The sequence below is a fragment of the Clostridium sp. M62/1 genome, from assembly GCF_020736365.1.
Classification (GTDB): domain Bacteria; phylum Bacillota; class Clostridia; order Lachnospirales; family Lachnospiraceae; genus Otoolea; species Otoolea saccharolyticum_A.
In genome coordinates this window covers 1,233,827-1,258,090 of the sequence record NZ_CP085988.1, presented here as the reverse complement: position 1 = coordinate 1,258,090, position 24,264 = coordinate 1,233,827, and the positions used below count along the sequence as shown (strand labels likewise).

Sequence of the window (24,264 nt, the reverse complement as noted above, 5' to 3'; positions counted from 1 at the left end):
CTTTTCCTCCTCTTTTTCTTCCTGACGATTTTTCCTGTCTGATGACTCTCTTCTATTCTGATAATCTCTCTTGTCTCCTGTTGCTTCCAGCCGACGCCACTTATGCCGTTTTCGCTGCTGCCTGTCCGGCTGTATGATCTGCGGTCTCTTCTATCTGTATATTTCTGTATATTGCTGCATATTTGTGTACACTCCTGTCTCTTTCGCCCAAGGTCTGACATGCCCTAAAGCTTTTTCAGCTTGCTGATCCGGTAAAGCATTTCCAGGTCATTGTCCAGGTAAACAGACGCTGCCAGGTTTGGATCATAATTTACGCATTCGCCCTTGTCAGGACACAGCGGCAGGATTACCGCCTCGGAAAGCCTGGAAAGCGTCAGATTTCTTCCAAATAAAGCCCTGTACTCGGATTCCAGAGCCAAAAGGATGTCCCTGGAGTTTCTGATGCAGCAGGCAGAGAATTCAAAAAGTGACTCCTCGCTGCATCCCTTTAACGGAGGCACCATGTAGGGCAGCACAATGTTCACCGACGGCATCAGGCCTGCCACCTTCATTGTATCGCGCCGCACCGTATCGCCTCCGATGAACGGATAGAGAGTGGACTCCACAAACCAGAATTTCAAATTCGGTATAAAATAAATGCTGTCCGCCTCAAAGCCCTTTGTAGCAATGGCGTCCCGTCCGTAGCCGGAGATCATGCCGAGAAGCACCTTCTTTACCTCTACCCCTTCTTCTTTGAGAAGAGGCTCCAGGGCCTCAAATCTGCCGCCCTTGTGAAGCAGGTCGTCTACGAGAATGACCGGCCGGTTAAAGGATTTAATGGCCCTCACCTGGCTTCTGAGCGGTGAATAGTAGGGGAAGGCCTCGATGGAGTAGCTGTCCAGATCCGGCTCGTAAACCTTGTCGGTGTGGATCGTCTTTGTCACCGTATTGGGCACTACCTTTCCCCTCAGAATCTTTCCAAAGGGCGCGCACATACACTTTCCCAGCACCCGCGGCTCTGTGGGCTCTCCCGGCACCTCATTAATCTGAGTAATTTTATCCACCAGACGGTGGTAAATCACACTGGCAGACAGGGAGAGAACCAGCTCGCCGGGATAAAACTTTGTCATGGCCTCCTGAAGCTCTCTGTGGGCCTTATAGATGGCATTTAAGATCCGGGGATTGCTGGAAAACGGTTCCTTCACAGTAGTTTCCAGGTTCTGAACCAGTACAAGGGGGGCATGCATATCTACGATCCAGAGCCTCCTGTCCCCCTCGAAGCCATCGGCCTTTACAAAGCCCTGGCGGGTCACAGCGCCGAGAGCTGCCTGACTCGGCTCTGATGCCGGTAGGAACATAGCATAGCTGCACCTCTTTTCCAGAGAGTGGGCCAGGGCTTCCGTCAGAAGAAGCTGCTCCGGATCATGGATGGAGCTGTCAGGCTCCGCATAAATCCCGGTGATCAGGAGTATGCTTCCCAGGGTATGGTTTCTGACCATATCGGCCATTTTCACGCTTCCCAGCACGCGGAGCAGTTCCTCCGGCACTACATAGCGCATTTTCAGAAGGCCCACCAGGCGGTTGTCCTCCACCGTATTTCTGAGGAGGAGAAAGCTGCCGTCCCCTTCCTTCAGCCTGTCGAAAACCGTTCTCCTGTCCTGCTCTTCTGTCAGAATACGCTCCCATACCGCATCCTCGTCCTCCGGCTGAAGCTCCTTCGTCTCCTCAAACCCGATGGCTCTGGCCCTCAGGATCGGCTTATACTCCGGTTCTCTCAGATAAAGGCTGTTGAAATAAATATACTCCTGCACAACCGGATCGATAAGGTTTGAAATATCCCGGTTCAGATCGATGTTCTCCCTGATTCTGGTGGAACTGATGTCTTCCAGATATTCCGGAAGCTCCAGCTCGATCAGTTCCCCTGTGATCAGGTCCATCATCTCTCTGTTGAATTTGTTGTCGATTCTCCTGTCGCCCACCCGGCGGAAGGCAATATGGTTCATGGAGTGGATGGAATCCTTCTCCGGCGGCTTCCGGTAAGAGGAGGCGTTGGCGATCACATCGCTTCCCACCACCACATAGACCTTGCGCCCTGCAAATACCTCCTTCAGCCTTCTCAGGTCAGAGGGGTTTGCAATATTCACCGGAATGTCATCGGGGAACAGGTTGACATGGAACTCGTCAGCCACAGACATATTGACAATCTGACGGCGGATCAGGTGGGGCTGCGTCTTTTTGGACCAGGAGAACTCGTCTACAGCCAGATAGACCTCATAACCCAGATCCCGGATCTCCCTCACAATTCCCTTGTGGGAGAGGTTGAACGGGTCAAAGGTTCCCGGGAAAAAGGCTACCTTTTCTCTCTCCTCAATCTGCATCTCGCCGATTGTCAAGCGGTAGGCCGTGATGAACCGGCAGATGTTGGAGAGCGCTGATGCCCTGTAGAAGGCGGTCAGCTCCCCGCCCCGGTTTTCATTGATGAGGAAGAGCAGTTTTTTGTGGCTGAGGGCAAAAATCTTCATTTTTTCATGGTCGCTCAGCCTTTTGGAGCCAAAAATATACTGTCCCGTCACAAGGAGAGCCTCCTGGCGCACCGTCTCCCTGTGGTTGGCAAGTCCGCCAAGCACCATTCCCAGCAGCCGTCCCAGACGGCTTTCCCTCTCTTTTTCATCCTCCTCAAACCGCTCCTGATAGCAGGGATAATACTCTGTCAGCACGCCCACCGTGTCGAGAGCCACGGAAACCACACGGTCATTGGCGTTTGCCATCAGGCCGCGGAGGTAGCTTAACACCTCCTCCAGCTGCTCAGGCGGAAGCCAGAGAGAGAGCTGGCCCAGATATTCGGGGATATATTTGGAAAACTCATACTCTCCCACCTCCAGGCCCTTCAGGAGCTCTACGGCAATCTCGTTTCTCTGATCCGGTGTCAGAAGAGGTGCAAGCCGCAGCAGGGCTCTTCCCGCATCGTGGCGAACCACCACGAACTCGCTGACCTTAATCAGGTTGGACAGATGAGCTGCAATGTGCAGAATGTGCTCGGATTTCCCGTGGTCCACCTGATCTGCCAGCAGCTTGATATTCACAGCCTTTAACACCCACGGCGTAGCCATCTTCAGGTTGTCCAGGAAAATATCGGAGACTACATCCCTCCCGTAGATCACCGCCTCCTGGCGTGACGTATCCCGTCCCAGATTGGAGAGCACCCGGTACTGCAGGAAAATCCGGCTGATGTTGTCTCCGGAGGAAAGGTCGCACTCCCCGGAAAATACACGCTCAGCTTCCTCCTCCACAATCCGTCCGATCTCCTGACAGCAGGGGGCATCGGGGATCTCTGCAGTAATCAGCTTAAAGGCTCTCCAGGCCGCAATGACAAGTCCCTCAAAGCTGTTCTCCCTGAGAACCGCATAGTAACATGCAAAGCCTGCCAGCCGTTCCATATCCTCCGGGCTTAACAGGTGAAAGGGCATGTTGTGAAGGGCGTCAAGAAGCACAAAGGCCTCCCCGCTCTCCCTCTCCTCAGGGTTTTTATACCACCTGAGAAATGCGCTCAAAAATCCTCCTATATCAGAGGCCGTGGCATGCTCTGTCATAGAGGACAGAACCTCCTTCAGATTATAGCCAATCCTGCGCTTGTGCTGAACGGTCAGCTTGTGATCCGGACAGATAATCATGGACAGATAGGTGTTCCACAGCTCCATTGCCTTCTGATCCGCTATGTCCGGCATATTTGCCGGGCGTTCCTTGCGGTATCCTGCATTGAACTGGGCAATCACATTTCCCATAAGCCGGGCTGCCTGAGTGCGGATATCTCCCTCCTTGTGCATGAGAAGCTCATAGAGGAAGCTTAAGGTCTGCTCCTTCTGAATGTCATTTGTGTAGGGGAAATATTCCTCGAAGATATTCAGGTAGGCCCGCACATTCTTCCAGCTCTTCTCGCTTCTGGCTGCCTCCAGAAGGTTTCCGAACTGCCGCTCTGCCCCCATCCGGTGCATGACGTCAATGTTGTGCTCTACGCCCATGAATACCAGGGAATCGACGATCTGCTCTGTATTCCTCAGGGAAATATCCGGCATGGGAGGGGTCTTCTCCGGCTTTCCGTCCAGGTTCACATCCACTCCCAGCGATCTCATGTAATCCTCAAAGTCGTGAAGTCTCGCATAGACGAAACGGTAGCGGTTTAATTTATTCTCATCCACATTGTCCAGCTTTGAGAGGATAATCTCGAAGGCCTCATCAAGGCTTGAAATATAGGTAATCTCCCGCCCGTCCTCGCCCCGGCTCTGCTTTACGCGGAAATCAGAATAGATCAGCACCAGGGATTCCACAGAAAGATTTTCCGGCTCCAGATCCCAGGTAGAGTGGTTGGCGGCAATGTGGCCGATGTACTCCATATGGTGATTGTTGAACCACTGGTTCGTATAATAATAGTGAAGATACGGCACCCGCTCATTGGGCTTGCAGCCAAATTTTCCCAGATCATGGCCTGCCGCCGCGCCGCTTGTGAGGGTCAGGTCGATGGGAACGCCTGCAGCGTAAAGCCCTCTGGCCATGGTCATGGCCACATGGTGGACACCTGCGATGTGCTCAAGGGTGCGAAACGGGGTAACCTCTGCATTGAGCCTCATCATCTCATACACGTATTCCCTGCTAAACGCTTCCCTGAATTTCTTATATTCTCTGCTGGACTCGTATTTTTCCGCCTCCTCCGGGGGGAGAAAATCAAAGTCCACCATCGGCTCAAAGGGGAGAGCCTCCCGCTCCTTATCAAAAATAAACTGAAGCACAGCCAGATAGAACAGGGCCCCCGCAGAGTAATTTTCCGCTTTCTCTGTAAACTCCTCATCGGGATACAGGATATGGCACACATACTGATAGGTAAACTTCATCCACCCTTCTCTCGGCTCCCGGCCAATCAGGCTCATGGGTTCCCGGCAGATCTCGTAGATCTCCTGACACTGAATTCTTCTTTTAATAGGAAAAATGCGGCCAAACTGCCCTTCCCAGTATTCCCTGTTCATCAGCATCTGAACGCTCTCCCTGCTGAGGTTTGACGCTGCCAGAAATTCCCGCGCACACAGCTTCAAAGTCAGCTCTTCAATCATCTGACGCACCTGTTTTTTACTCATCCCGTACCTCCCGTAAATATCATATGGTCTATTATACCACTAACGTGTTTTATGTCCAACTAATCACAAGAAAAAACAACCTGAAAAACACGTAAAAAAATAATTGACAAATGCTTTTTTATGGTGCAAAATGAAATAGTAACTATTATCACTATCTTTTGTAACTGGAGCTGCGCCAGATCAGCGATGAGCTTGAAGGAAGGAGCTGCTTATGAAAACTCTTAAGTATAGCCGCCAGCGGGAATCCATCAAGGCCTGTCTTATGGGCCGCAGGGATCATCCTACAGCCGATGCCCTGTACACCAGCATCCGTGAACAGTTTCCAAATATCAGTCTCGGAACTGTCTACCGCAATCTGAACCTTCTAGTGGAGCTGGGCGAGATCCGCAAGTTCTCCTGTGGAGACGGAACAGACCACTTTGATTATGATACCTCGCCCCACTATCACTATGTCTGCAGGAAATGCGGACGGATACTGGATCTTCCCATGGCCGCAGAGCCTGCCCTGGAAGACAAGGCCAGAGCCTGCCTTGACGGTACAGTAGAAGAGCACACGGTCTTCTTTTACGGGACCTGCGGAGAGTGTCTGAGAAACGACACCCATTGACACAGGATTCCGCCCTTTGTAAACTGCGCCCCGGCCGCCGGGAAAGGAAAGATTACTGACAGAATTTTGCCTGGGCGTCTGTTTTGCAGGGAGTGGGGTCCTGTTTTTTATTCCTCAGATTTTTATTTTTCAGCGCCTGCTGTGTTCTTTCTCTGACGCCCTGGCAGCGGGACAAATATCTGAGCAATACCTAAAATTTATATAAACTTTAAAACAAGTGTTGACAAAATCTCTTTCTTGTGATAACTTAATATCAGTAATCATTACTGTTTTATTTGGCGGACGCACAGTCCGGCATGCAGAAACAGCTTGATGAGAGAACCCAATAAACATTTTTATATATGAAAAGGAGAGTATAATCTATGAAAAAATTTGTCTGTACAGTATGCGGCTATGTTCACGAGGGAGATGCAGCTCCGGAGAAGTGTCCGGTTTGCGGCGCTCCGGCTTCCAAATTCCAGGAGCAGGCTGCTGACATGGCATGGGCTGCTGAGCATGTAGTAGGCGTTGCCCAGGGCGCAAGTGAGGACATCATGGAGGACTTAAGAGCTAACTACGAGGGCGAGTGCAAGGAAGTCGGCATGTACCTGGCTATGGCAAGAGTTGCTCACAGAGAGGGCTATCCGGAGATCGGCTTATACTGGGAGAAGGCTGCCTACGAGGAGGCAGAGCACGCTGCAAAGTTTGCTGAGCTTCTTGGTGAGGTATTAACAGACAGCACAAAGAAGAACCTTGAGATGAGAGTTGAGGCTGAGAACGGCGCTACAGCAGGAAAGTTTGACCTGGCAAAGCGTGCAAAGGCTGCAAATCTTGACGCAATCCATGACACAGTTCATGAGATGGCACGCGACGAGGCAAGACACGGCAAGGCATTCAAGGGACTGCTTGAGAGATACTTTGGCTAATAAAAACTGCCTCATACCGTCAGGAAAGACGGCAGACAGATATCATGGTTTATGACAGTGCGCTGCCTGCGCGCTGATAAAAATAAAGCCGGACAGGGAATCATTCTTTCTCCTGTTCGGCTTTATTTTTATCTCTCTTTCCTTCCTGTGCCTGTAAAACAGAAAGAACCTGCCTGAGCCGCTGACTACTGCCCCGCGCCCATCAGAGCCGGATCGATCTCCGTATATCCTTCCGTGTCAGGTATGGTCACCTCTACCGCCTGTCCCGGATTGTTGTATGAGCCTGTCATTCCGATCGTCATGTTCATGGTACTGCCTGCAGCCTCCATGGTGATGGCCATGTCCATCTTCATATCTGTGTAATATCCGTCCTTATTGATCGTATACTCACCGGACGCAGAGTCTATGGTCATATTTACATCACCCAGCGCGCCCATGTCTCCCAGAGAGCCCATCACTTCGTCCAGGTAACCGCTCATCTTTTCCGGATCTGCGGTAAATGTGAGAATCCTGTTATCGCCATCCTCTTTCAGCTCAATGGATTCCATGCTGTCAGAGGTCATCTCTGCAGTTCCCACACTGTCCTCAATGGTCTTTATCATCTCTTCCACATCCATAGGATATTTGAGCTTCTGCCCGGCTGCATCCATATAGTAATAGCCGTCTGTATAGAAGGCTGTGGTTTCAATGCTCTGACCCTGAAGCGTCGTGGAAGCGGTAGTCAGGTACTTTAAGTGCTCCTTATCCGACTGATCTGCCTTAATATTGGTAGCTACTTCCACCTCCATGTTTTCCTCTCCCATAGTAAGGCCAATTTTCATATCTGCATCCACATCCACACTCTCAAGAGCTGCATTTTTGGCAACTGCCGCATCATAAACTTCTTTTGGGTCCTGCTTTCCCGCACAGCCTGTAACGGCCGCCGCAAGCATGGCCCCAGCCATAACTGCCGCTGCCATCTGTCTTATCTTTTTCATCATTCCCCTCCTCATACCAGCAGACTTCTGCCTTCCTAAGCCAGTGTACACTCTGGGCGCCATCAAAATTTCGGGGTGGAACCCACAGCTTTCAGCGCCTCCGTGATCTCCTCCAGCTTCATGCCGCTGACAGCGTCGATGGTTGCAACCACCGCACCTTCCACCAGGGGACAGTCTGCCATCTTAACCTTCTCCGGATCAAACATTTCGATGACCATCTCTGTCGTCATGACGGCGCTTCCCATATCCATAAGGATGATTACCCCATCCTCCGAGTAAACGCTCTCAACAGCCTTCTGGATCTTCTCAAAACTGGTTCCGAAACTGCCGTCCTCCATGCCTCCTGCTGCCGCAATTTTGGCGTCCGCCGCCATCAGCCCGGTAAACTCCACCACGCTGTCGGCCAGGTTCCTGCTGTGTGAAACAATGACAATTCCTACCATTACAAAGCCTCCTCCACAGTTTCCATCATAAAGGTAAAGGACGTAGCACCCGGATCCTGGTGGCCGATGCTTCTCTCGCCTACATAGCTGGCTCTTCCCTTGGTGGCGATGATCGTCTTTGTGTATTCTACTCCGTCTTCTGCCGCCCTTGTCCCTGCCTTCCATGCGCTCTGCGCATCCTTCGTTTCCCCGTAGGTCTGCCGGATAGCCTCAAGAGCCGGAATCATGGCATCCAGCATGGTCTTTTCACCCTTATCTGATTTTCCCCTCTGCTTAACGCCCTCCACAGCCGCCTCAAAGGCTGCGATAAACTCGTCAAAGCTCATCTCCTTTTTTCCGTTTAAAACCATGCCCATTTTCATGAAGGCTGTTCCATAGAGGGGGCCTGCAGAGCCTCCCACCGTAGATACGAGAGTCATCCCTGCTGTCTTGAAAATGGTTCCCAGATCGCTGTCTGCCATGGTTTCCAGCTTTTTCTTCACCTCTGTGAATCCTCTGGCCATGTTGATCCCGTGATCGCAGTCTCCGATAGGCTTGTCGAGCTCTGTCAGAAACTCTTTTTCCTCTATAATTTTATCCCCGATTTTTTCGAGCAGTTCTATTACCTTTTTGCTGTCTGTCATTTTGTTTTCAACTCCTGTCTTTCTGTTTTCAGGGATGCCGGAATGTGCGCTCCTGTCCCTGTTTTTTGCACTGACCCTGGTGGGTTTTGGGGCGTGATAGTTTCTTCTCTGCCTTATTTATTGCTGAAAAGCAGGAGAAGCCTTCTGCCGCTTCTCCTGCCCTGCCATCCTCGCTCTATCTGCCTTAGTCCCGGCAGACTGCCCTTATGCCTTGAAAGCCGGCGTGTCTGCCTTGGCGTCCAGCAGTTCCTTTAACTCGTCATCCAGCCTTAACAGGGAAATGGAAAAGCCCTCCATCTCGATGGATGTCATATACTCGCCTACCAGTGTCTTATACACCTTAATACCTTTTTCTGCCAGAACGTCTGAGAGATGGTTATTTACAATGAACAGCTCCATCAGCGGGGTTGCTCCTGCGCCGTTAATCATCACAGCTACCTCTTTCCCGCTGTAGTCCAGATCTGCCAGAATCTTGTCGAGAAGCAGATCCACGATCTCATCTGCCTTCTTCAATGGCTCTCTGTGGGTTCCCGGCTCACCGTGGATGCCGATTCCCACCTCCATCTCGTCATCTCTCAGTTCGAAGCCCGGCTGGCCTGCTGCCGGAACCGTGCAGGGACGGATTGCCATACCCATGGTTCTCACATTGTCGATCACCTTCTGAGCCACTGCCTGCACTTCCTCAAGGGAAGCCCCAGTCTCAGCCTTGGCACCTGCGATCTTATGCACGAACACAGTGCCGGCCACGCCTCTTCGTCCCACTGTATAGAGGCTGTCCTTTACTGCCACGTCATCATTTACAACAACCTGGGCTACCTTGATTCCCTCCATCTGAGCCATCTCTCCGGCCATCTCGAAATTCATCACATCTCCGGTGTAATTCTTGATTACCATAAGCACGCCCTTGTCCGTAGCGACAGCCTTGATTCCCTCAAAAATCTGGTCTGGCGTCGGTGAAGTGAAAACAGCGCCGGAGACAGCCGCATCCAGCATTCCCTCTCCCACATATCCGCCGTGAGCCGGCTCATGGCCGCTGCCGCCGCCGCTGATCAGGGCTACCTTGCCCTCCTTCTTGTGAGCGCGCACCACCACATTGCCGCAGTCCAGCTTTCTCACGTACTGCGGGTAAGCCTTAGCCATGCCAAGGACCATCTCATTCTCCACCTGCTCCACACTGTTGATAATTTTCTTCATAGCCATTTCCTCCAATCTTCTGAAGAATTTTTATAAGGCAGCCTTTATGCCCGGAGTCCCCCGCTCTCTCGCTTTCGCTCGGGACTATCCCTTTCCCCGGACTATGCTACTGTCTATTATAGAAAAGCACCGAGATCTGTTCAATAGTCAATTTGCCTGATATGTAAAATTTTCTCAGTTATTTCACAAAATATATTGTTTCATTCTGGATTTTTTACAAGTTTAACGAAAGAATCGCGCTCCGGTAAGACGATTTTAATTCTATTTAAAGTACAAGGCCTATGATATAATTATTTTACTAAAACTTCCCACACCATATTGGTGCGTTGATCCTTGATAATTCAATATTTCAGCCAATAAAAAAAGCATAAATCTGTTCCGTTTGGTATAATGGAATTGACTAGAAACCATCTTTACAAAGGAGATTTATGCCATGTCCAGTATACCACAAAACTATTTCGTTGAGAACGACTTAATTGACTGTGTTCAGAGATTTTTTTCCAAACATCATGTTGGCAGGCTCCTTGCCAGATGTAATGGAATGAAGGAAAAAGGTGTTTCATCTGTTTCCCTGCTTCGTTATAAACTCAGCAACATTTTTGTCGGAAGAAGTATGTATATGCAGCAGCGGACTGGCTCTTTTAAGGAGGCGTTTTCCAAGAACACTTTCTACCGTTTCCTTAATTCTTCAAAAACAAACTGGCTTCGTTTTACTTCTCTTCTTGCAGCTGATATTGTCAATCATGACATTCGTGATCTGACAGATCCGGAAAGAAAAAATGTCTTTATCATTGATGACAGCCTTTTCAACCGTACCAGCTGTAAGAAAACGGAACTGGGATCAAAAGTTTTTGACCACACGGATATGCATTTCAAAAAGGGCTTCAGGATGCTTACTTTAAGCTGGAGTGATGGAAACACACTGATCCCTGTAAACAGCTGCCTGTTAGCGTCTGCAAAGAATACAAATATCATCGGCCCGGTAAAGGACTTTGACAACAGAACCCTTGCAGGAAAAAGACGTGCGCTAGCCCAAACAAAAGCACCAGAGGCAATGATGACTTTACTGAATACAGCCCTCAGTGCAGGGCTGAAAGCGGATTATGTCCTGTTTGATTCCTGGTTTTCCAATCCAGCACAGGTCACAGCCATCCATGCAAAAGGCATGGATGTGATTGCCATGATTAAGAAAAGTAGCCGGATCAAATATTCGTACGGTGGTGAACAGCTGAATATCAAAGAAATCTATTCCCGGAACAAAAAGCGCCGTGGCAGATCAAAGTATCTGCTTTCTGTTGATGTTATGGTAGGAAAGGCGAATCCAATTCCGGCGAAAATCGTATGCGTAAGGAACAAGGCAAACCGCAAGGACTGGCTTGCTTTTATCTGTACAGCTACAACACTTTCCGAGGAAGAGATTATCCGTATTTATGGAAAGCGCTGGCAGATCGAGGTCTTTTTCAAAACCTGCAAATCCATGCTGAATCTGGTTGGAGAATGCCACAGTTTATCTTATGATGCACTGACAGCCCATGTGGCGATCGTGTTTACCCGATATATGTTACTTGCAATGGAGCAGCGCCAAAATGAAGATCAGAGAACGCTTGGTGAACTGTTCTTCTTCCTTGTTGATGAAATGGCAGACATTACTTTCAACAGGTCACTTTGCATCCTGATGGAAGCCTTGATGGCAAGTCTTCAGGGAATCTTTAAACTAAGCGATGAGCAACTGAATGCTTTTACCGCTGATTTTGAAGCAAGATTGCCGGAATATCTGAGAAAAGCACTCCATTTGGAAGCTGCAGCGGCATAAATCGCTATTTTGTTAGCTGAAATATTGAATTTTCAAGGAACGAATCCCATTTTAGGTATGGGAAGTTTTAGTTATTTTACAATAAATGTTTAACTTCAGAACTGCTTTTTCAAAGGAGGGACATCATGAGACTGCTTCTGGCGGAAGATGAGGCTGCGCTTTCAAAAGCGCTCACAGCCATATTGGAACGGAATAATTATTCGGTGGACTCTGTCTGTGACGGCCAGGCTGCGCTGGAATATCTGGAATCAGATAATTACGACGGGGTCATCCTCGATATTATGATGCCTAAAATAGACGGAATCACCGTGCTCAGGAAGCTGCGCCAAAAGGGAAGCCTGGTCCCGGTGCTGCTGCTGACTGCCAAATCAGAGGTCGATGACAAGGTGCTGGGACTGGATGCCGGAGCCAATGACTACCTGACAAAGCCGTTCCACTCAAGGGAACTGCTGGCCCGGATCCGTGCCATGACGCGGACGCAGACAGCACATCCCGATTCACAGCTTCAAATGGGAAATGTAGTGTTAAACAGGGCAAGCTTCGAACTTTCCACACCGAGCGGCAGCTATCGGCTGGCCAATAAAGAATTTCAGATGATGGAAATGCTGATGAGCAATCCCAAATGTCTGATCTCTTCTGAGCGGTTTATGGAGAAAATCTGGGGCTATGACAGCGAGGCTGAAATCAATGTGGTATGGGTATATATCTCCTACCTGCGCAAAAAACTGGCTGCTCTCCACGCCACTATCCACATTAAGGCTTCCAGAAATGCCGGGTATTCACTGGAGGAAACCGTATGATAGGGAAACTGCGCATAAAACTGATTATCGCCTCCATGTGTTCCCTGCTGATTGTCCTGGCCGTGATCCTGAGCGTTTCAGGCATCCTGAGTTACAGGAAGCTGACCTCTGATGCCGACAGTCTGCTGGCAATCCTGGCTGAAAACGGCGGCAATTTTCCGAAGCGGGAACATCCCGCAGAAGAGCCCCCTCCCCCGTCCGACAGGTACAGAGGAGATCGCCGTTTTTCTCCTGAGCTGCCCTATGAGCTGAGGTTTTTCTCAGTCTCCCTGGCGCAGGACGGCACCGTCCTCTCTGTAAACACGGGAAAAATAGCGGCCGTGGACTCCACAGACGCCGTGAATTTCGCGCAGTCTGTCATGGATTCCGGCAGATCCCGGGGCTTTGTAAACGACTACCGGTATACCGTCAGCAGCTCCGAATCAGGGACACATATCATCTTTTTGGACAGGGGACGTGAGCTGGATTCCTTCCGCACCTTTATCTTAACCAGCGCAGGCGTGTCCCTGGCCGGATTGCTGGCAGTTCTGCTTCTGCTGTTCGTTCTGTCCGGCAGAATCGTCAAGCCCTTTTCTGAAACTTACGAAAAGCAGAAGCGCTTCATCACAGATGCCGGCCATGAGCTGAAAACCCCGCTGACCATTATCAATGCAGATACGGAAATCCTGGAGATGGATTACGGAGCCAATGAGTGGCTGAGCGATATTCAGAACCAGACCAGAAGGCTGACAGAGCTGACGAACAGTCTGATTATGCTGGCCCGCATGGAGGAGCAGCCGGCGGCGGAAAAAATCGACTTTCCCCTGTCGGACATTGCCCAGGAAGCTGCCGAGAGCTTTCTGGCCCTGGAGAAAACGCAGAACAAAACTCTTGAATGCAGGATTCAGCCCATGATATCCATGTGTGGAGACGAGAAGGCGCTTCGCCAGCTTATCACCATTCTCCTGGACAATGCGGTAAAGTACTCCCAGGAGGGAGGAAGCATTTCTCTGACACTGGAGAAACAGAAAAACAGCATCCGGCTGAGTGTATTCAATACAACACCGTTTCTCTCAAGAAAAAGCCTGGAACATCTGTTTGATCGCTTTTACCGCGCGGATCAGTCCAGAAATTCCCAGACCGGCGGCTATGGCCTCGGCCTTTCCATCGCACTGGCTATTGTAAACGCCCACCGGGGGAAAATATCGGCAGCTACCCAGGATGAAAAATCTCTGCTGATCACGGTCACGTTTCCAGCCTGACAGGAAGGGGAGACCGGCTCTTTTGAAGCATCCGCTTCCCGAAACAAACGCGGAAATCTTTGATGGGACCACGAAAAGGCGGTACGCCCTGCAGAAGGGTATACCGCCTTTTATCTGTCCTGGCAAGCGAATGCCTTTTCTTTCCTATTATCTGATTCTCTCAGGGAAGCCGACCTTTTTCTGAACCTTTCTCAGTGTCTTGCTGGAAAAATACTGAGCCTTTTCGGCATTGGTCTTAATCACGCTGTCGATGTAGGCCTTATCCTTGGAGAGCTCTGCATATTTCTCCTGAAGAGGACGAAGAACTCCCACAACTGCCTCGCCCACAGCCATCTTAAAGTCTCCGTATCCCTTTCCGTCAAACTCGCGCTCAACCTCCTCCGGAGTCTTTCCTGTGCAGGCCCTGTAAATATCGATCAGGTTCTTGATGCCAGGCTGCTCGTCACAGTAGCGCACGCAGGCCTCAGAGTCTGTCACCGCCCGCTTGAATTTGCGGATGATCGTATCCGGATCGTCCATCAGATAGATGCTTCCGTTTGGATTTTCGTCTGATTTACTCATCTTCTTAGCCGGATCCTGAAGGCTCATGATCTTTGCTCCGGCCTTGCCGATATAGGCCTCCGGCACGGTAAATACATCGCCGTAAATATTGTTGAACCGGATGGCGATGTCCCTTGTAAGCTCCAGGTGCTGCATCTGGTCAATACCCACCGGAACCACATCTGCCTGATAGAGCAGAATGTCTGCCGCCATCAGAACCGGGTAGGTGAAAAGTCCCGCGTTAATATTGTCCGCGTGCTTGGCTGCCTTGTCCTTAAACTGCGTCATACGGTTTAACTCGCCCATGTAGGTGAAGCAGTTTAAAATCCACGCCAGTTCCGCATGTCCGCTCACATGGGACTGGTAATAAATGCAGTTCTTCTCCGGATCCAGTCCTGCCGCAATATACAGCGTCAGAAGATTTCTGGCTCTCTTTCTGAGCTCCGCCGGATCCTGGCGGACGGTAATGGAGTGCATATCAACCACACTGAAAAAAGTCTGGTACTCATCGCTTATGGTAACCCAGTTCTTCAGCGCTCCCAGGTAATTTCCAAGAGTCAGGTTTCCGGTAGCCTGCATACCGCTGAAGAGTGTTTTCTTTCCGTCTAACATATGTTTTCTCCTTGCTTTTTGTCTGGTTTGGCCGGACTTCCGGCTTTGTTCTTCATTATAGTACAGACCGGGGATGGTTTCAAGACGGAAAGCGCGGATGGGAAATCTTTGTTTCTCTTCCTTTTCCGGCATAAATGCCCTTCTGATTCCTCTATTCTGCAGGGATAAGCTGCAGGTTCACTACCGCCTCTATTACTGTCTCCGGCTCTGTCCTCACACTTAGTTCTACCTGCTCCTCCATTCCTGACAGGTCCATAGGAGCCTCTATTTTCCTGTACTGCTTTCCCTCCATTGGAATTCTCACAGTCTGCTCATTTCCTGCGCTGTCCCTGGCCTCAATAATCAGAGTAAATTCCTGCCCCTCTCCTGTATAGACCGGATTGCCTGCCAGAGCTTTCACCGTGCATCGGTCTGCCGGCCGCCGTACGGTCGCGGAATTTTCCTCCCGCCCTGCTGTGATGATCTGATTCTCCCTTCCATCGGCCATGGTCAGTCTGGCTATGGCCATTGTTCTGTAGCCCACCAGGGAATTATCCAGATACTCCATATCTTCCACGTAATATCCAAGTCCGTTCAGCCCATCCAGATAAGTGTGCAGGTTTTCCTCCCCTTCCAGAAGCATGTCCCAGACCTGTTTTCCCTCTCTCATCCAGGAATGAACTTTCTCATAAAATTCTTCTTTATCCTGAAGCTCAAACTGAATTGCCTGAAGATTTACTATGGGTTTTCCCTCTGCCAGCATTTCTGCCCATCCGCCCCAGTTATTCTGTGTCAGATATACAGCATCGATTTTCTGCCTGGTCTCCTGATCGGCCAGCTCTCTGTCCCGGAAAAACCAGGAAATGTTAGCCTTTTTTTCCGGCTGCGATATACTCCTGAAGCTCCACTCTGAGCCATGTAAGGTTCCCCAGCCGCTGCTGCAGACCTGTCCTGCGAAAAACAGAAGCAGAAAAACACCGGCAGCGCAGCGGACAGGCTTCATGGATGAAACCGTTCTGATATACCAGAAGCCAAAAATTAAGGCGTTCAGTATGCTTCCTATCATCAGATATCTGCTGTGTCCTGTAGTCGCAGCCCACCCGTAGAGAGAGAATACATAGACAATCAGCAAAATCCCCTCTCTCCAGTATTTTTTCCAGCCCCTAAGGAATCCGCTGATTACAAGAATTCCTATGGCTATATACCCGGCCCACATATCCAGTACATATCTGGTCGGCAGCTCTGACGTCCTGTAATCCGGATAGAGAAGCATATAAAAAGGCCACAGCAGAAGTTCTTTCATCCCTCTTGGTCCCCAGCGTCCATCCTTAAAATCGGCATCCGGAAACCATGGAGAGTGAAAAATTGTATTATAGTAAGGATAGACAATGTTCCCGGTGGTAAGACCGTTATAAATCAGATAGACAGACACAGGAATGGCCCCTGAAATCAGGCAGCCTAAAAACAGTCTGACTGTAACGATTTTTCTGATTTTGATAATATATAAGACCAGTACTGGTATCAGGTACACAATATTAGTCATTTTCGTGCAGAAAAAAAAGCCTCCCAGGATGCAAAAGAGGACAGCCTTCTCTTCGCTCTCCTCTTCCTGAAGAAGAAAAGACAGAAGCTCAATAAAAAACGGAAGACACAGAATTTCCACCATGTAAGTTCCCAGCTGCATGAGAACCTCATTTTTCAGAAGAAACAGCAGCGAAAGGAAGGGCACACAGGCCAGAAGTCCCACTGCCGCCCTGCCTGTCTTCGTCTGGGGCCTGTCCATCTGCTCCAGAAAACTGTTCAAAAGGGAGCAGATCTGGGCATACGATACTGTCAAGGCAAGTCCGGTAAAGAGCATTCCCAGCCTCAGACCCAGCACTGCTCTGAACAGATAAAACATACGGTCCGGCAGACGGAAGCCAAAAAGCTGGAATCTCCCCGGCAGCACACTCTCGTGAATATTATCCGTAAATCCCGGAACCTGCACATAAAGATGGTAATTTCCTGTATCGTAGCTGAAATCCGGAAAAATACATTTCACCAGACAAAAGCCCATAATGAACAGGCATCCTGCCGCAAACAGTATTTTTTGATTTTTCGAGGCACTGCTGAAGGAAACCCTTTTTCCCCAGTAAAGGTGGAAAGCTGCGGCGGCTGCAAGCGCAAACACTCTCGACAGAATACTTGTCTGAGGCAGACCTGTCAGATAACAGAATAAGTCTGCAGCCTCACAGAACCATATAAATACTGTGTACAGTAAAAAAACATAAAATAATTTTGAGGTAAGACGGATGCTTCTTGATGAAATTTTTGCGCCCGCGCCATCTCCCTTTGCCCCGCGCCTGCTATTTTTGACATCACTAAGGCCATTCCGGCCTGATAAATAACTTTCTCCCATTCTCTTTCTCCTGCAAAAGATCTTGTCACAATACACAAATTAAGCCCCGTCTGTGTCTATCGCAAAGCGGGGCGTCAGAAAAGCTTTATTGATCGGATTCTCGTTTTCTGTCTGGCCTGAGGTTCAGATACAGCTCAAAGAGCTGTCTGTGCTTCTTGGCAATCATGTCCAGGAGCAGACCGCACATCCACAGCAGGAAGGAAATCACATAGAGCCCTGAAATCACAATCAGAGTAGGGAACCTGAGCACCTGTCCTGTGTGCAGGAATCCAAAAAAGATCGGAATAAAGCAGGCTGTGGCAATCAGAAAAAGGAACAGTCCCAGCCATCCAAAAAATTCAAAGGGGCGGTATTCCCGAAAAAGTCTCGCAATCGTCCTCAGGACCTTTACGCCGTCCCTGTAAGTATTCAGCTTCGACACGCTTCCGGCTGGCCTGTCCCTGTAGGAGACAGGAATCTCCACCAGATTAAAATTTTTGTCCAAAGCATGAATACTCATCTCTGTCTCTATCTCAAAACCCTGGGAGAGAACGGGAAAGCTTTTTACGAACAGCGGACTGAATGCCCGATAGCCCGTCATGATATCATGGATATTGCTCTTAAATAACTTGTTAATCAATCCCCTCACGATCCGGTTTCCAAAATTGTGAAATGGTCTCTTATTTTCTGTAAAATAGGTGGAGGACAGGCGATCTCCTATCACCATATCAGCCCGTCCGCTCATGATCAAGTCCGCCATCTCCCTGGCATTCTCTGCCGGATAGGTATCATCCCCATCCGTCATCAGATAACAGTCCGCGTCAATATCCCGGAACATACTGCGGATCACGTTTCCCTTCCCCTGCCTGTACTCCCGGCGCACAATGGCTCCAGCCCGCTTCGCTATCTCCCCTGTACCGTCTGTGGAGTTATTGTCATAAACATAGATATCGGCCTCCGGCAGCGCGTTTTTATAATCTCTCACAACCTTTTCGATGGTCTGGCTTTCATTATAACACGGAATCAGAACTGCAATGCGTCCCTGTTCTCTGTTTCCGGTCTCTCTCATCTTAAATATCTCCCCTTTATCCTTTCATCCGTTTTTCTCCACAACTTATCTCAGTCTCCGCCAGCAGTTCCGAACTGGCAGCCGTCTCTGCCACCTTCTAAGACTCAGTCACGCAGTAAAAAGTCTGTTTTTCACCTGTCTCTCCATTCCCAGACAGATGAATTTTGGCCTTGATGTCCCAATATTCCAGTAATTGATACTTTAAATCACTGCTGCTGCCGTCTGCAAATCACGGCAAAAAAGTGTTTTCTGAGCACACGGATTTATGATAGCTCAGAACTCATTCCGTTATATATCAGTTTATGGTTCTATGTCAATACTTTAAAAAGAAAAGTTTACAGGCCATGCTTAGGCCGCAGCTGACCGTACTCTGAGCTGCATCATATTCACATTCAGTTTTCATACACGCTTCTTCTGGAATTATAGATGATTCTGCTTTTCGTGTCCACACTTATCCCCTGAAACTGCATTTTTTTACATAATAGAAACAGAATTTTTACAGCTTATAACCGAAATCTGAGGAGGTGAATCTCACCGTACTTCTTCACGGCTTTTCCCGCAGGAGGCATCTGGATTCTGCTGTTCACTATCTCCCTTTCTGATTTGCAGAACTGCCGAAATAACAATTAATACGGCAAAACCGGATCCGTAAATGACAGGCAGAAGGTATCTGGTATTTGCGTTAAACGGCGAGACTATACATACCAGAATATTCAGGAGAAAGGGCATCAGCGCTGCCAGATAACGGTATTTTTTTACGGCTAACAGCGCCGCCGCGCACCAAAGCATCACCCATACGTAGGTGCCGTGCCGGAAAAACATGCCGATGACAGGAAGAAATTTGGCGTTGTATTCTATGGCTTTCAGCAAATCTTTGAATTCCGACAGCGCCTGGGGATGTCCCGCCGTGAAAAAGCCGTCTCCCACCTCCCGGATGGCAGAGTCAAATCCTCTGTAATCGTACCATTCCATCAGCCCCGGATAGAAGAATCCATAACAGCCGTTTACAGCGGCCTCCAGGTACACTCCCGGATGTTTTATAAACTGTTTTGCCCATACTTTAAAGTACGCAGTCTGATCGGCCCGGGTCTGCTCCTTTCTGTAGGCTTCAAACTTCACCGGATCCGAGGTGATCGGGTTGTACAGTCCGGCAAGCCGGTCATAATCCAGCACTCCGTCAATCGCGGCCTTCTCTTCCGGAGTCACTTCATCAGGATAATCTCTGGCATAGCGGGCCGTCTGCTGGTAGAAAAATCCCAGTGCCTCCCTCCTGCTCCCCGGCGATATCTGAAGAAACGGCATCAGAATTCCGTTAAATCCAATCTGAACTGCCAAAACAGGAATCAGAAACACCGGCAGCAGTCTTCTGAGGGATGCCCTGTACGCCCACAGCACAAATACAGCTGTCAAAACAACCACATGAACTCCATGCTTGACATTCAGCATCTGCATCAGTATGGAAAGAGAAAATAAGAGCAGATAGGCCTTTTTCCTGAGCAGCCCCTCTCCCTCCACGGCCAGGCGCACCAGCAGGATCACCCACAGATACAGCCAGGCAGAGTAGGTAGAATTTTTTACAAGATTGATCCCGTAAAGCGGAAAGCAGGGAACAAACGCAAATATGCAAAAAACTGTCATGCACATCCATCTGGGCACAGAGTTTCGCATCATATACCAGAGTGAATATGCAAATACACCCGTCGTAAGAAGGGCTATCCATAGAGCGTGCAGAAAAATCCCCACATTCTGACTTCCCAGCAATATCCCAATCCTCAGAAATAATCCCTGGATCCAGGTATTAAAAACAGGGTGGTGCCCGTTAATGAGAACCTCATCCGATAAGGGATTATCAATTAACAGATACGTTTCATTTTCAAAATTAAATGCCTGAGCGAGCTGATCCGAGACATCGCTGTTGCTGATCCCGGGATAAAATCCGATCAGCCAGGGGAGCCAGCACAGCAATAGCCCTGCCCACAGGATGAAAAATTTTGCGTACGTCCCGCTCTTCGTCTCTTTCCTGTCTTTCTCCAGGCGCAGGATCTTTTTAAACAGAAGCAGAGAAATAATAAAGTAAGCAGCCCAGTAGCAGAAAAACGATACCAGGCTAAATATCGGGTAGCGTCTCACCTCTTCCCAGCTGTTAAGCTTCATAAAACTTGCGCCCACTACCATCACAGCTGCAAAAAACGCAGTAAGAAAAAAATTGATAATGCAGAAGTTTTTTTCAAAGTATTTTGCCATCATTCTTCCTCTTCCAGTTCCCACGTAGTCTCACTGATAATAAACCTGGGTCTGTGCTTCGTCTCCATATAGATTTTTCCGATATATTCACCGATAATCCCCAGGGACAGCAGCTGAATTCCGCTGAGGAAGCAGACGATGCTGACGATCGAGCCCCAGCCCTGGACTGTTTTTCCTGCAAACACCTGCAGCACAGACCACAGAACTCCGATAAAGCTCAGGAAGGCGATCATCAGCCCCAGGCCTGTGATCAGGCGGATCGGCTTGGTGGACAGGCTCGTGATCCCGTCCACCGCCAGGGCAACCATCTTTTTCAGCGTGTAATGGCTCTCTCCCTTCAGACGTTCCTGGCGTTCGTAGTAGACACAGCTGCTCTGAAACCCGATCAGGGGGATCATGCCTCTGAGAAAAAGATTCACCTCCTGGTAACCGGACAGTTCGTCCAATACCCGGCGGCTCAGAAGCCGGTAGTCGGCATGGTTAAACACTGTCTCCACTCCCATCCAGCCCATGATCCGGTAAAAGCTCTCCGCAGTGAACCGCTTGAGAAAGGTGTCTGTTTTCCTGTTGCTTCTCACCCCGTACACAATCTCGGCTCCCCTGTTCCACTCATCCACCATCTTCTCCATGGCGTCCGGCTCGTCCTGACCGTCACAGTCAATCGTTATGGTTATGTCGCAGACAGATTTTGCAGTCATCAGCCCTGCCAGAACCGCATTCTGATGGCCGCGGTTCCGGCTCAGGGAGATCCCCCCATAGTGGCGATCCTCCCTGGCCAGGCTGCGTATCAGCTCCCAGGTACTGTCTCTGGAACCGTCATTTACGAACAGGATACGGCTCTCGTCCTTTATTTTTTTTCTTCCGATCATGCCCTGAAGCTTCTCCAGAAAAATCTTTGAAGTGACAGGCAGTACGCTCTCCTCATTGTAGCAGGGGACAACGACATACAGGATCGGCGCTGTCTTTCTCTTTCCCACCGTTTTTTGCTCCTTCTCCATTATTCTGTGCCTCCTTTCCTGTCAGCGGACCCTGAAATAGAGATTGTAGTCCTGCTCCGCACCATTAAGAATGGCCGGATGCTCCGGATCGTAAAGGCCATCCGTTATACTCGGATAAATCTCCATGCCTTCATTTCGTTCGATTCCCTCTATTCCCGTCAGCTTCACCAGGTAGGTCTTCCCTGCCTCCAGAGTCAGTCCGTCTAAGCCTATTCGAACCTTTTCTCCGCTCTCTATCATCGAGCATCCGATTCGTTCAGAAAACAGGGCCCGGCCATCCTGGGTATCAATCACCTCTACCTCTATGGAACAGAAATTATTGCGCTTATAGTCAGGATTCATGAAAAACAGCTCTATCTCCTCCGGATTTGCCGTTTCGTCCGGCTCTATCTCCTGTCCGATCCACGAGCTGTCTTTCAGCAGGTCTGTCTGGCATGTGAGCTGCTCTGCCTCCAGGGAGGAATACAGAACAGGGGGCGCTGTCTTTAAGTATGCGTACAGAATAAAAATGGTCAGAGCTGCCATACAGACGACTCTCACAGCCAAAACCGACTGCTCCGGCATCTCAAAGCGCTTTTCCTTCTTAAACAGAAACGGGCAGGCCAAAATAAGGAGCATGAAAAGAGCTCCTACCATACAGGAGGAAAAAAAGGGCGCCCACATATCCCAGCCCATCACTTCTGCCATGTAATTAACAGAACCATACTTTGTGGCATCATAGGCCGGAATGGAGTAAAAGCTGCCAAGAAACAGCCGGTTCAGCAGATCTACGTCTGCCAGAGGATTGCAGTAAAGCACCAGCACTCCGAAATAGCCTACGGAAAACGCCAGCTCCAGGAAACAGCAGAGCTTTAAAAAACGCCCGTTTCCCACGATCCCGATAATCAAAAACGGGAGCAGATAGAGGACCCAGTAGGAATTGAAGTTGATAAAGCAGACAAAACAGGTCCATACGGCCATGGCACAGTAGACAGGAATCTCATAGCGGTTCCTGTTTTCTCTGTATTCTCTGCACAGATAGCAGAACGCGCAGATTCCTATATAGGCAACTACGAACAGAATGACGTCCCAGCCCCAGAAAAACTTGCTTCCCGCAATCTGCAGTATGGCATCCCGGCTCTGAGACCCCACAGCAAAGTGGTAGGCCGGATCACCGTTAAACAGAAGTCTTGACAGAAACCAAAACACAAACAGCAGCGCTGTTTTTACTCCCAGAAAAATAATCCGCTTTTCTATCAGAAGTAGCAGCGGAAGGAAGAGAAATATGGCAAACATCTTGCACGGCATTGCAACAGCGTAGCAGAGCAGGAACCATTTTTCCTTTCCGTTCAGATAAAAATAAAAGCCCAAAAGCAGAAAAAACAGGGCGAAGCCGTCCACCTGCGCAATCACGAAGACAATCAGGTACAGGGATAAGCTGCTCAGAAACAAAAAGCTGCCCAGTCTTGCAAAAGCCTTCGGCGTTCCGATACAGCGCAGAATTTTGCTGATCATCCAGGCGCTTCCAAGGCAGAAGAGAATTCCCAGAGTTTTGCACCACAAAAGCCCGGGAGCCCATGTAAAATAGTCGATCCCGAGAAGCTTCGTGATCAGGAGCACAGGAAGATTCCATATGCCGTAAACCAGATAGATCATAGCGTCATAGTTTGCCGCCCAAAAGGATCTTGAATTTTCTACTGTATAAGAATAAAACTGCCCTAGGCGGCCGTGGTAAATGGATTTTAAAAAAAGAATTGAATTTTCATACGTATCTGTCAGATCTGCATACAGAAAAACCACATATGCAAAAAAAAGAATGGATCCCAGACATAACCAGTCAGTTAAAAGAAGGGTATCAGCGTTTCTTTTCTGCAAATACCCCCCCCCTGGTATTAAAGATCCTTTTTCCGTTCCACTGCATCTTCATGCTCCTCCCATCTTCTGTATTTCTGCTTCAAAATACTGTCTGCAGCCTTATACAGCTGACTTTTTTCTTCTATAATTATACCGTTTTACTTTTTGTTACAGTATATCAAAAAAAAATATATTTGCAAACCTTTTTCCCCTTTTCCCCGGCTTTCTGCTTTTGCACCGGCATCTCCTCATTCCTGCCCTTACCCACTTGTCTTCCTCTCCCTCCTCTGGTACACTTATACCTGCAGACAGGCCTGCCTCCGGCAAGCCTCCTCTGCAAATCTGACAGACAGGAGTGATCGCTATGGATAAAATCACAAGCTTTACCATCAACCACTTAAAACTGCTTCCGGGTGTCTATGTATCCAGAAAGGACAAGGCCGGAGATACGACAGTCACCACCTTCGACATCCGCATGACCAGGCCAAACTTTGAACCTGTCATGAATACTGCGGAAGTTCACACCATTGAGCATCTGGGCGCCACCTTCCTCAGAAACCACACCGAGTACAAAGACCGTGTGCTCTACTTCGGCCCCATGGGCTGCCGCACCGGTTTCTACCTGCTTCTTTGCGGCGACTATGAGTCAAGGGATATTGTGCCTCTGATGAAGGAAATGTTCGCCTTTATCCGCGACTACAGGGGAGATGTGCCGGGCGCATCTGCAAGGGACTGCGGAAACTATCTGGATATGAATCTTCCCATGGCCAACTGGCTGGCTGACCGTTTTCTGAGAGAGGTGCTGGATTCTGTGGACGACAGCAGGCTCCTCTATCCGGAAGACTGATTCCGGGGAGCGGTATGTAATTGGGGAGAGCCGGATATGGCAGAAGCTTAGCCTGAA

Annotated in this window: 17 protein-coding genes; 6 read left to right on the top strand and 11 right to left on the bottom strand. The window is 49.4% G+C overall.

Annotated elements, in window-relative coordinates; all coding sequences use genetic code 11:
* Positions 1-224: 224 nt before the first annotated feature.
* A complete protein-coding gene (locus tag LK436_RS06275; RefSeq protein WP_008397674.1) occupies positions 225-5,105 on the bottom strand; it encodes a nicotinate-nicotinamide nucleotide adenylyltransferase in 4,881 nt (1,626 codons plus the stop codon).
* Between the two features lie 211 nt (positions 5,106-5,316).
* Between LK436_RS06275 and LK436_RS06270 the strand changes: the two genes are divergently transcribed.
* Both LK436_RS06270 and LK436_RS06265 read left to right on the top strand, forming a co-directional pair.
* Positions 5,317-5,712, top strand: a complete 396-nt coding sequence (locus LK436_RS06270; RefSeq protein WP_008397675.1) for a Fur family transcriptional regulator — start codon at positions 5,317-5,319, stop codon at positions 5,710-5,712.
* 362 nt (positions 5,713-6,074) lie between these two features.
* Positions 6,075-6,617, top strand: a complete 543-nt coding sequence (locus LK436_RS06265; RefSeq protein WP_008397676.1) for an NADH peroxidase — start codon at positions 6,075-6,077, stop codon at positions 6,615-6,617.
* Positions 6,618-6,802: 185 nt separating this feature from the next.
* Here LK436_RS06265 and LK436_RS06260 read toward each other — a convergent pair whose 3' ends face one another.
* From LK436_RS06260 to dhaK, 4 genes are all read right to left on the bottom strand, one after another.
* The gene (locus tag LK436_RS06260) at positions 6,803-7,594 is read right to left on the bottom strand and encodes a DUF6612 family protein (protein WP_015573485.1); all 792 of its coding nucleotides are present in this window, start codon (positions 7,592-7,594) and stop codon (positions 6,803-6,805) included.
* Positions 7,595-7,656: 62 nt separating this feature from the next.
* Positions 7,657-8,037 (bottom strand): dihydroxyacetone kinase phosphoryl donor subunit DhaM, encoded by a 381-nt coding sequence (dhaM, locus tag LK436_RS06255; protein ID WP_008397679.1) that lies wholly within the window; start codon positions 8,035-8,037, stop codon positions 7,657-7,659.
* Positions 8,037-8,660, bottom strand: a complete 624-nt coding sequence (gene dhaL, locus LK436_RS06250) for a dihydroxyacetone kinase subunit DhaL (protein WP_008397681.1) — start codon at positions 8,658-8,660, stop codon at positions 8,037-8,039. Before dhaL ends, dhaM begins: the two co-directional genes overlap by 1 nt.
* A gap of 204 nt (positions 8,661-8,864) precedes the next feature.
* The gene (dhaK, locus tag LK436_RS06245; RefSeq protein ID WP_015573484.1) at positions 8,865-9,854 is read right to left on the bottom strand and encodes a dihydroxyacetone kinase subunit DhaK; all 990 of its coding nucleotides are present in this window, start codon (positions 9,852-9,854) and stop codon (positions 8,865-8,867) included.
* Between the two features lie 433 nt (positions 9,855-10,287).
* Here dhaK and LK436_RS06240 point away from each other — a divergent pair, with 433 nt between their 5' ends.
* The 3 genes from LK436_RS06240 (at position 10,288) to LK436_RS06230 (ending at position 13,708) form a co-directional block, all read left to right on the top strand.
* Positions 10,288-11,667 (top strand): transposase, encoded by a 1,380-nt coding sequence (locus tag LK436_RS06240; RefSeq protein ID WP_008394736.1) that lies wholly within the window; start codon positions 10,288-10,290, stop codon positions 11,665-11,667.
* A gap of 125 nt (positions 11,668-11,792) precedes the next feature.
* Positions 11,793-12,467 (top strand): response regulator transcription factor, encoded by a 675-nt coding sequence (locus LK436_RS06235; protein ID WP_008399298.1) that lies wholly within the window; start codon positions 11,793-11,795, stop codon positions 12,465-12,467.
* Positions 12,464-13,708, top strand: coding sequence for a sensor histidine kinase (locus tag LK436_RS06230; RefSeq protein ID WP_008399299.1), 1,245 nt, complete (start codon positions 12,464-12,466; stop codon positions 13,706-13,708). The genes LK436_RS06235 and LK436_RS06230 overlap by 4 nt, the downstream gene beginning before the upstream one ends.
* Positions 13,709-13,855: 147 nt before the next feature.
* On the opposite strand, the gene trpS is transcribed toward LK436_RS06230, so the two are convergent.
* From trpS to LK436_RS06200, 6 genes are all read right to left on the bottom strand, one after another.
* Positions 13,856-14,860: a tryptophan--tRNA ligase gene (gene trpS, locus LK436_RS06225; RefSeq protein ID WP_044931878.1), complete on the bottom strand. Its 1,005-nt coding sequence runs from the start codon at positions 14,858-14,860 to the stop codon at positions 13,856-13,858.
* A 151-nt stretch (positions 14,861-15,011) separates the two neighbouring features.
* Positions 15,012-16,895 (bottom strand): hypothetical protein, encoded by a 1,884-nt coding sequence (locus LK436_RS06220; RefSeq protein ID WP_227910179.1) that lies wholly within the window; start codon positions 16,893-16,895, stop codon positions 15,012-15,014.
* Positions 16,896-17,322: 427 nt separating this feature from the next.
* Entirely contained in the window at positions 17,323-18,285 is a 963-nt protein-coding gene (locus LK436_RS06215) for a glycosyltransferase family 2 protein (protein WP_008399304.1), read from the bottom strand.
* Between the two features lie 531 nt (positions 18,286-18,816).
* A complete protein-coding gene (locus LK436_RS06210; protein ID WP_008399305.1) occupies positions 18,817-20,532 on the bottom strand; it encodes a DUF6020 family protein in 1,716 nt (571 codons plus the stop codon).
* Positions 20,529-21,527, bottom strand: a complete 999-nt coding sequence (locus LK436_RS06205) for a glycosyltransferase family 2 protein (RefSeq protein WP_008399306.1) — start codon at positions 21,525-21,527, stop codon at positions 20,529-20,531. The genes LK436_RS06210 and LK436_RS06205 overlap by 4 nt, the downstream gene beginning before the upstream one ends.
* Before the next feature lie 21 nt (positions 21,528-21,548).
* Positions 21,549-23,162 (bottom strand): hypothetical protein, encoded by a 1,614-nt coding sequence (locus tag LK436_RS06200; protein WP_147594815.1) that lies wholly within the window; start codon positions 23,160-23,162, stop codon positions 21,549-21,551.
* Positions 23,163-23,724: 562 nt separating this feature from the next.
* Between LK436_RS06200 and LK436_RS06195 the strand changes: the two genes are divergently transcribed.
* Complete coding sequence (locus LK436_RS06195; RefSeq protein WP_008399309.1) at positions 23,725-24,207, top strand: S-ribosylhomocysteine lyase; 483 nt, start codon at positions 23,725-23,727, stop codon at positions 24,205-24,207.
* Positions 24,208-24,264: the final 57 nt, after the last annotated feature.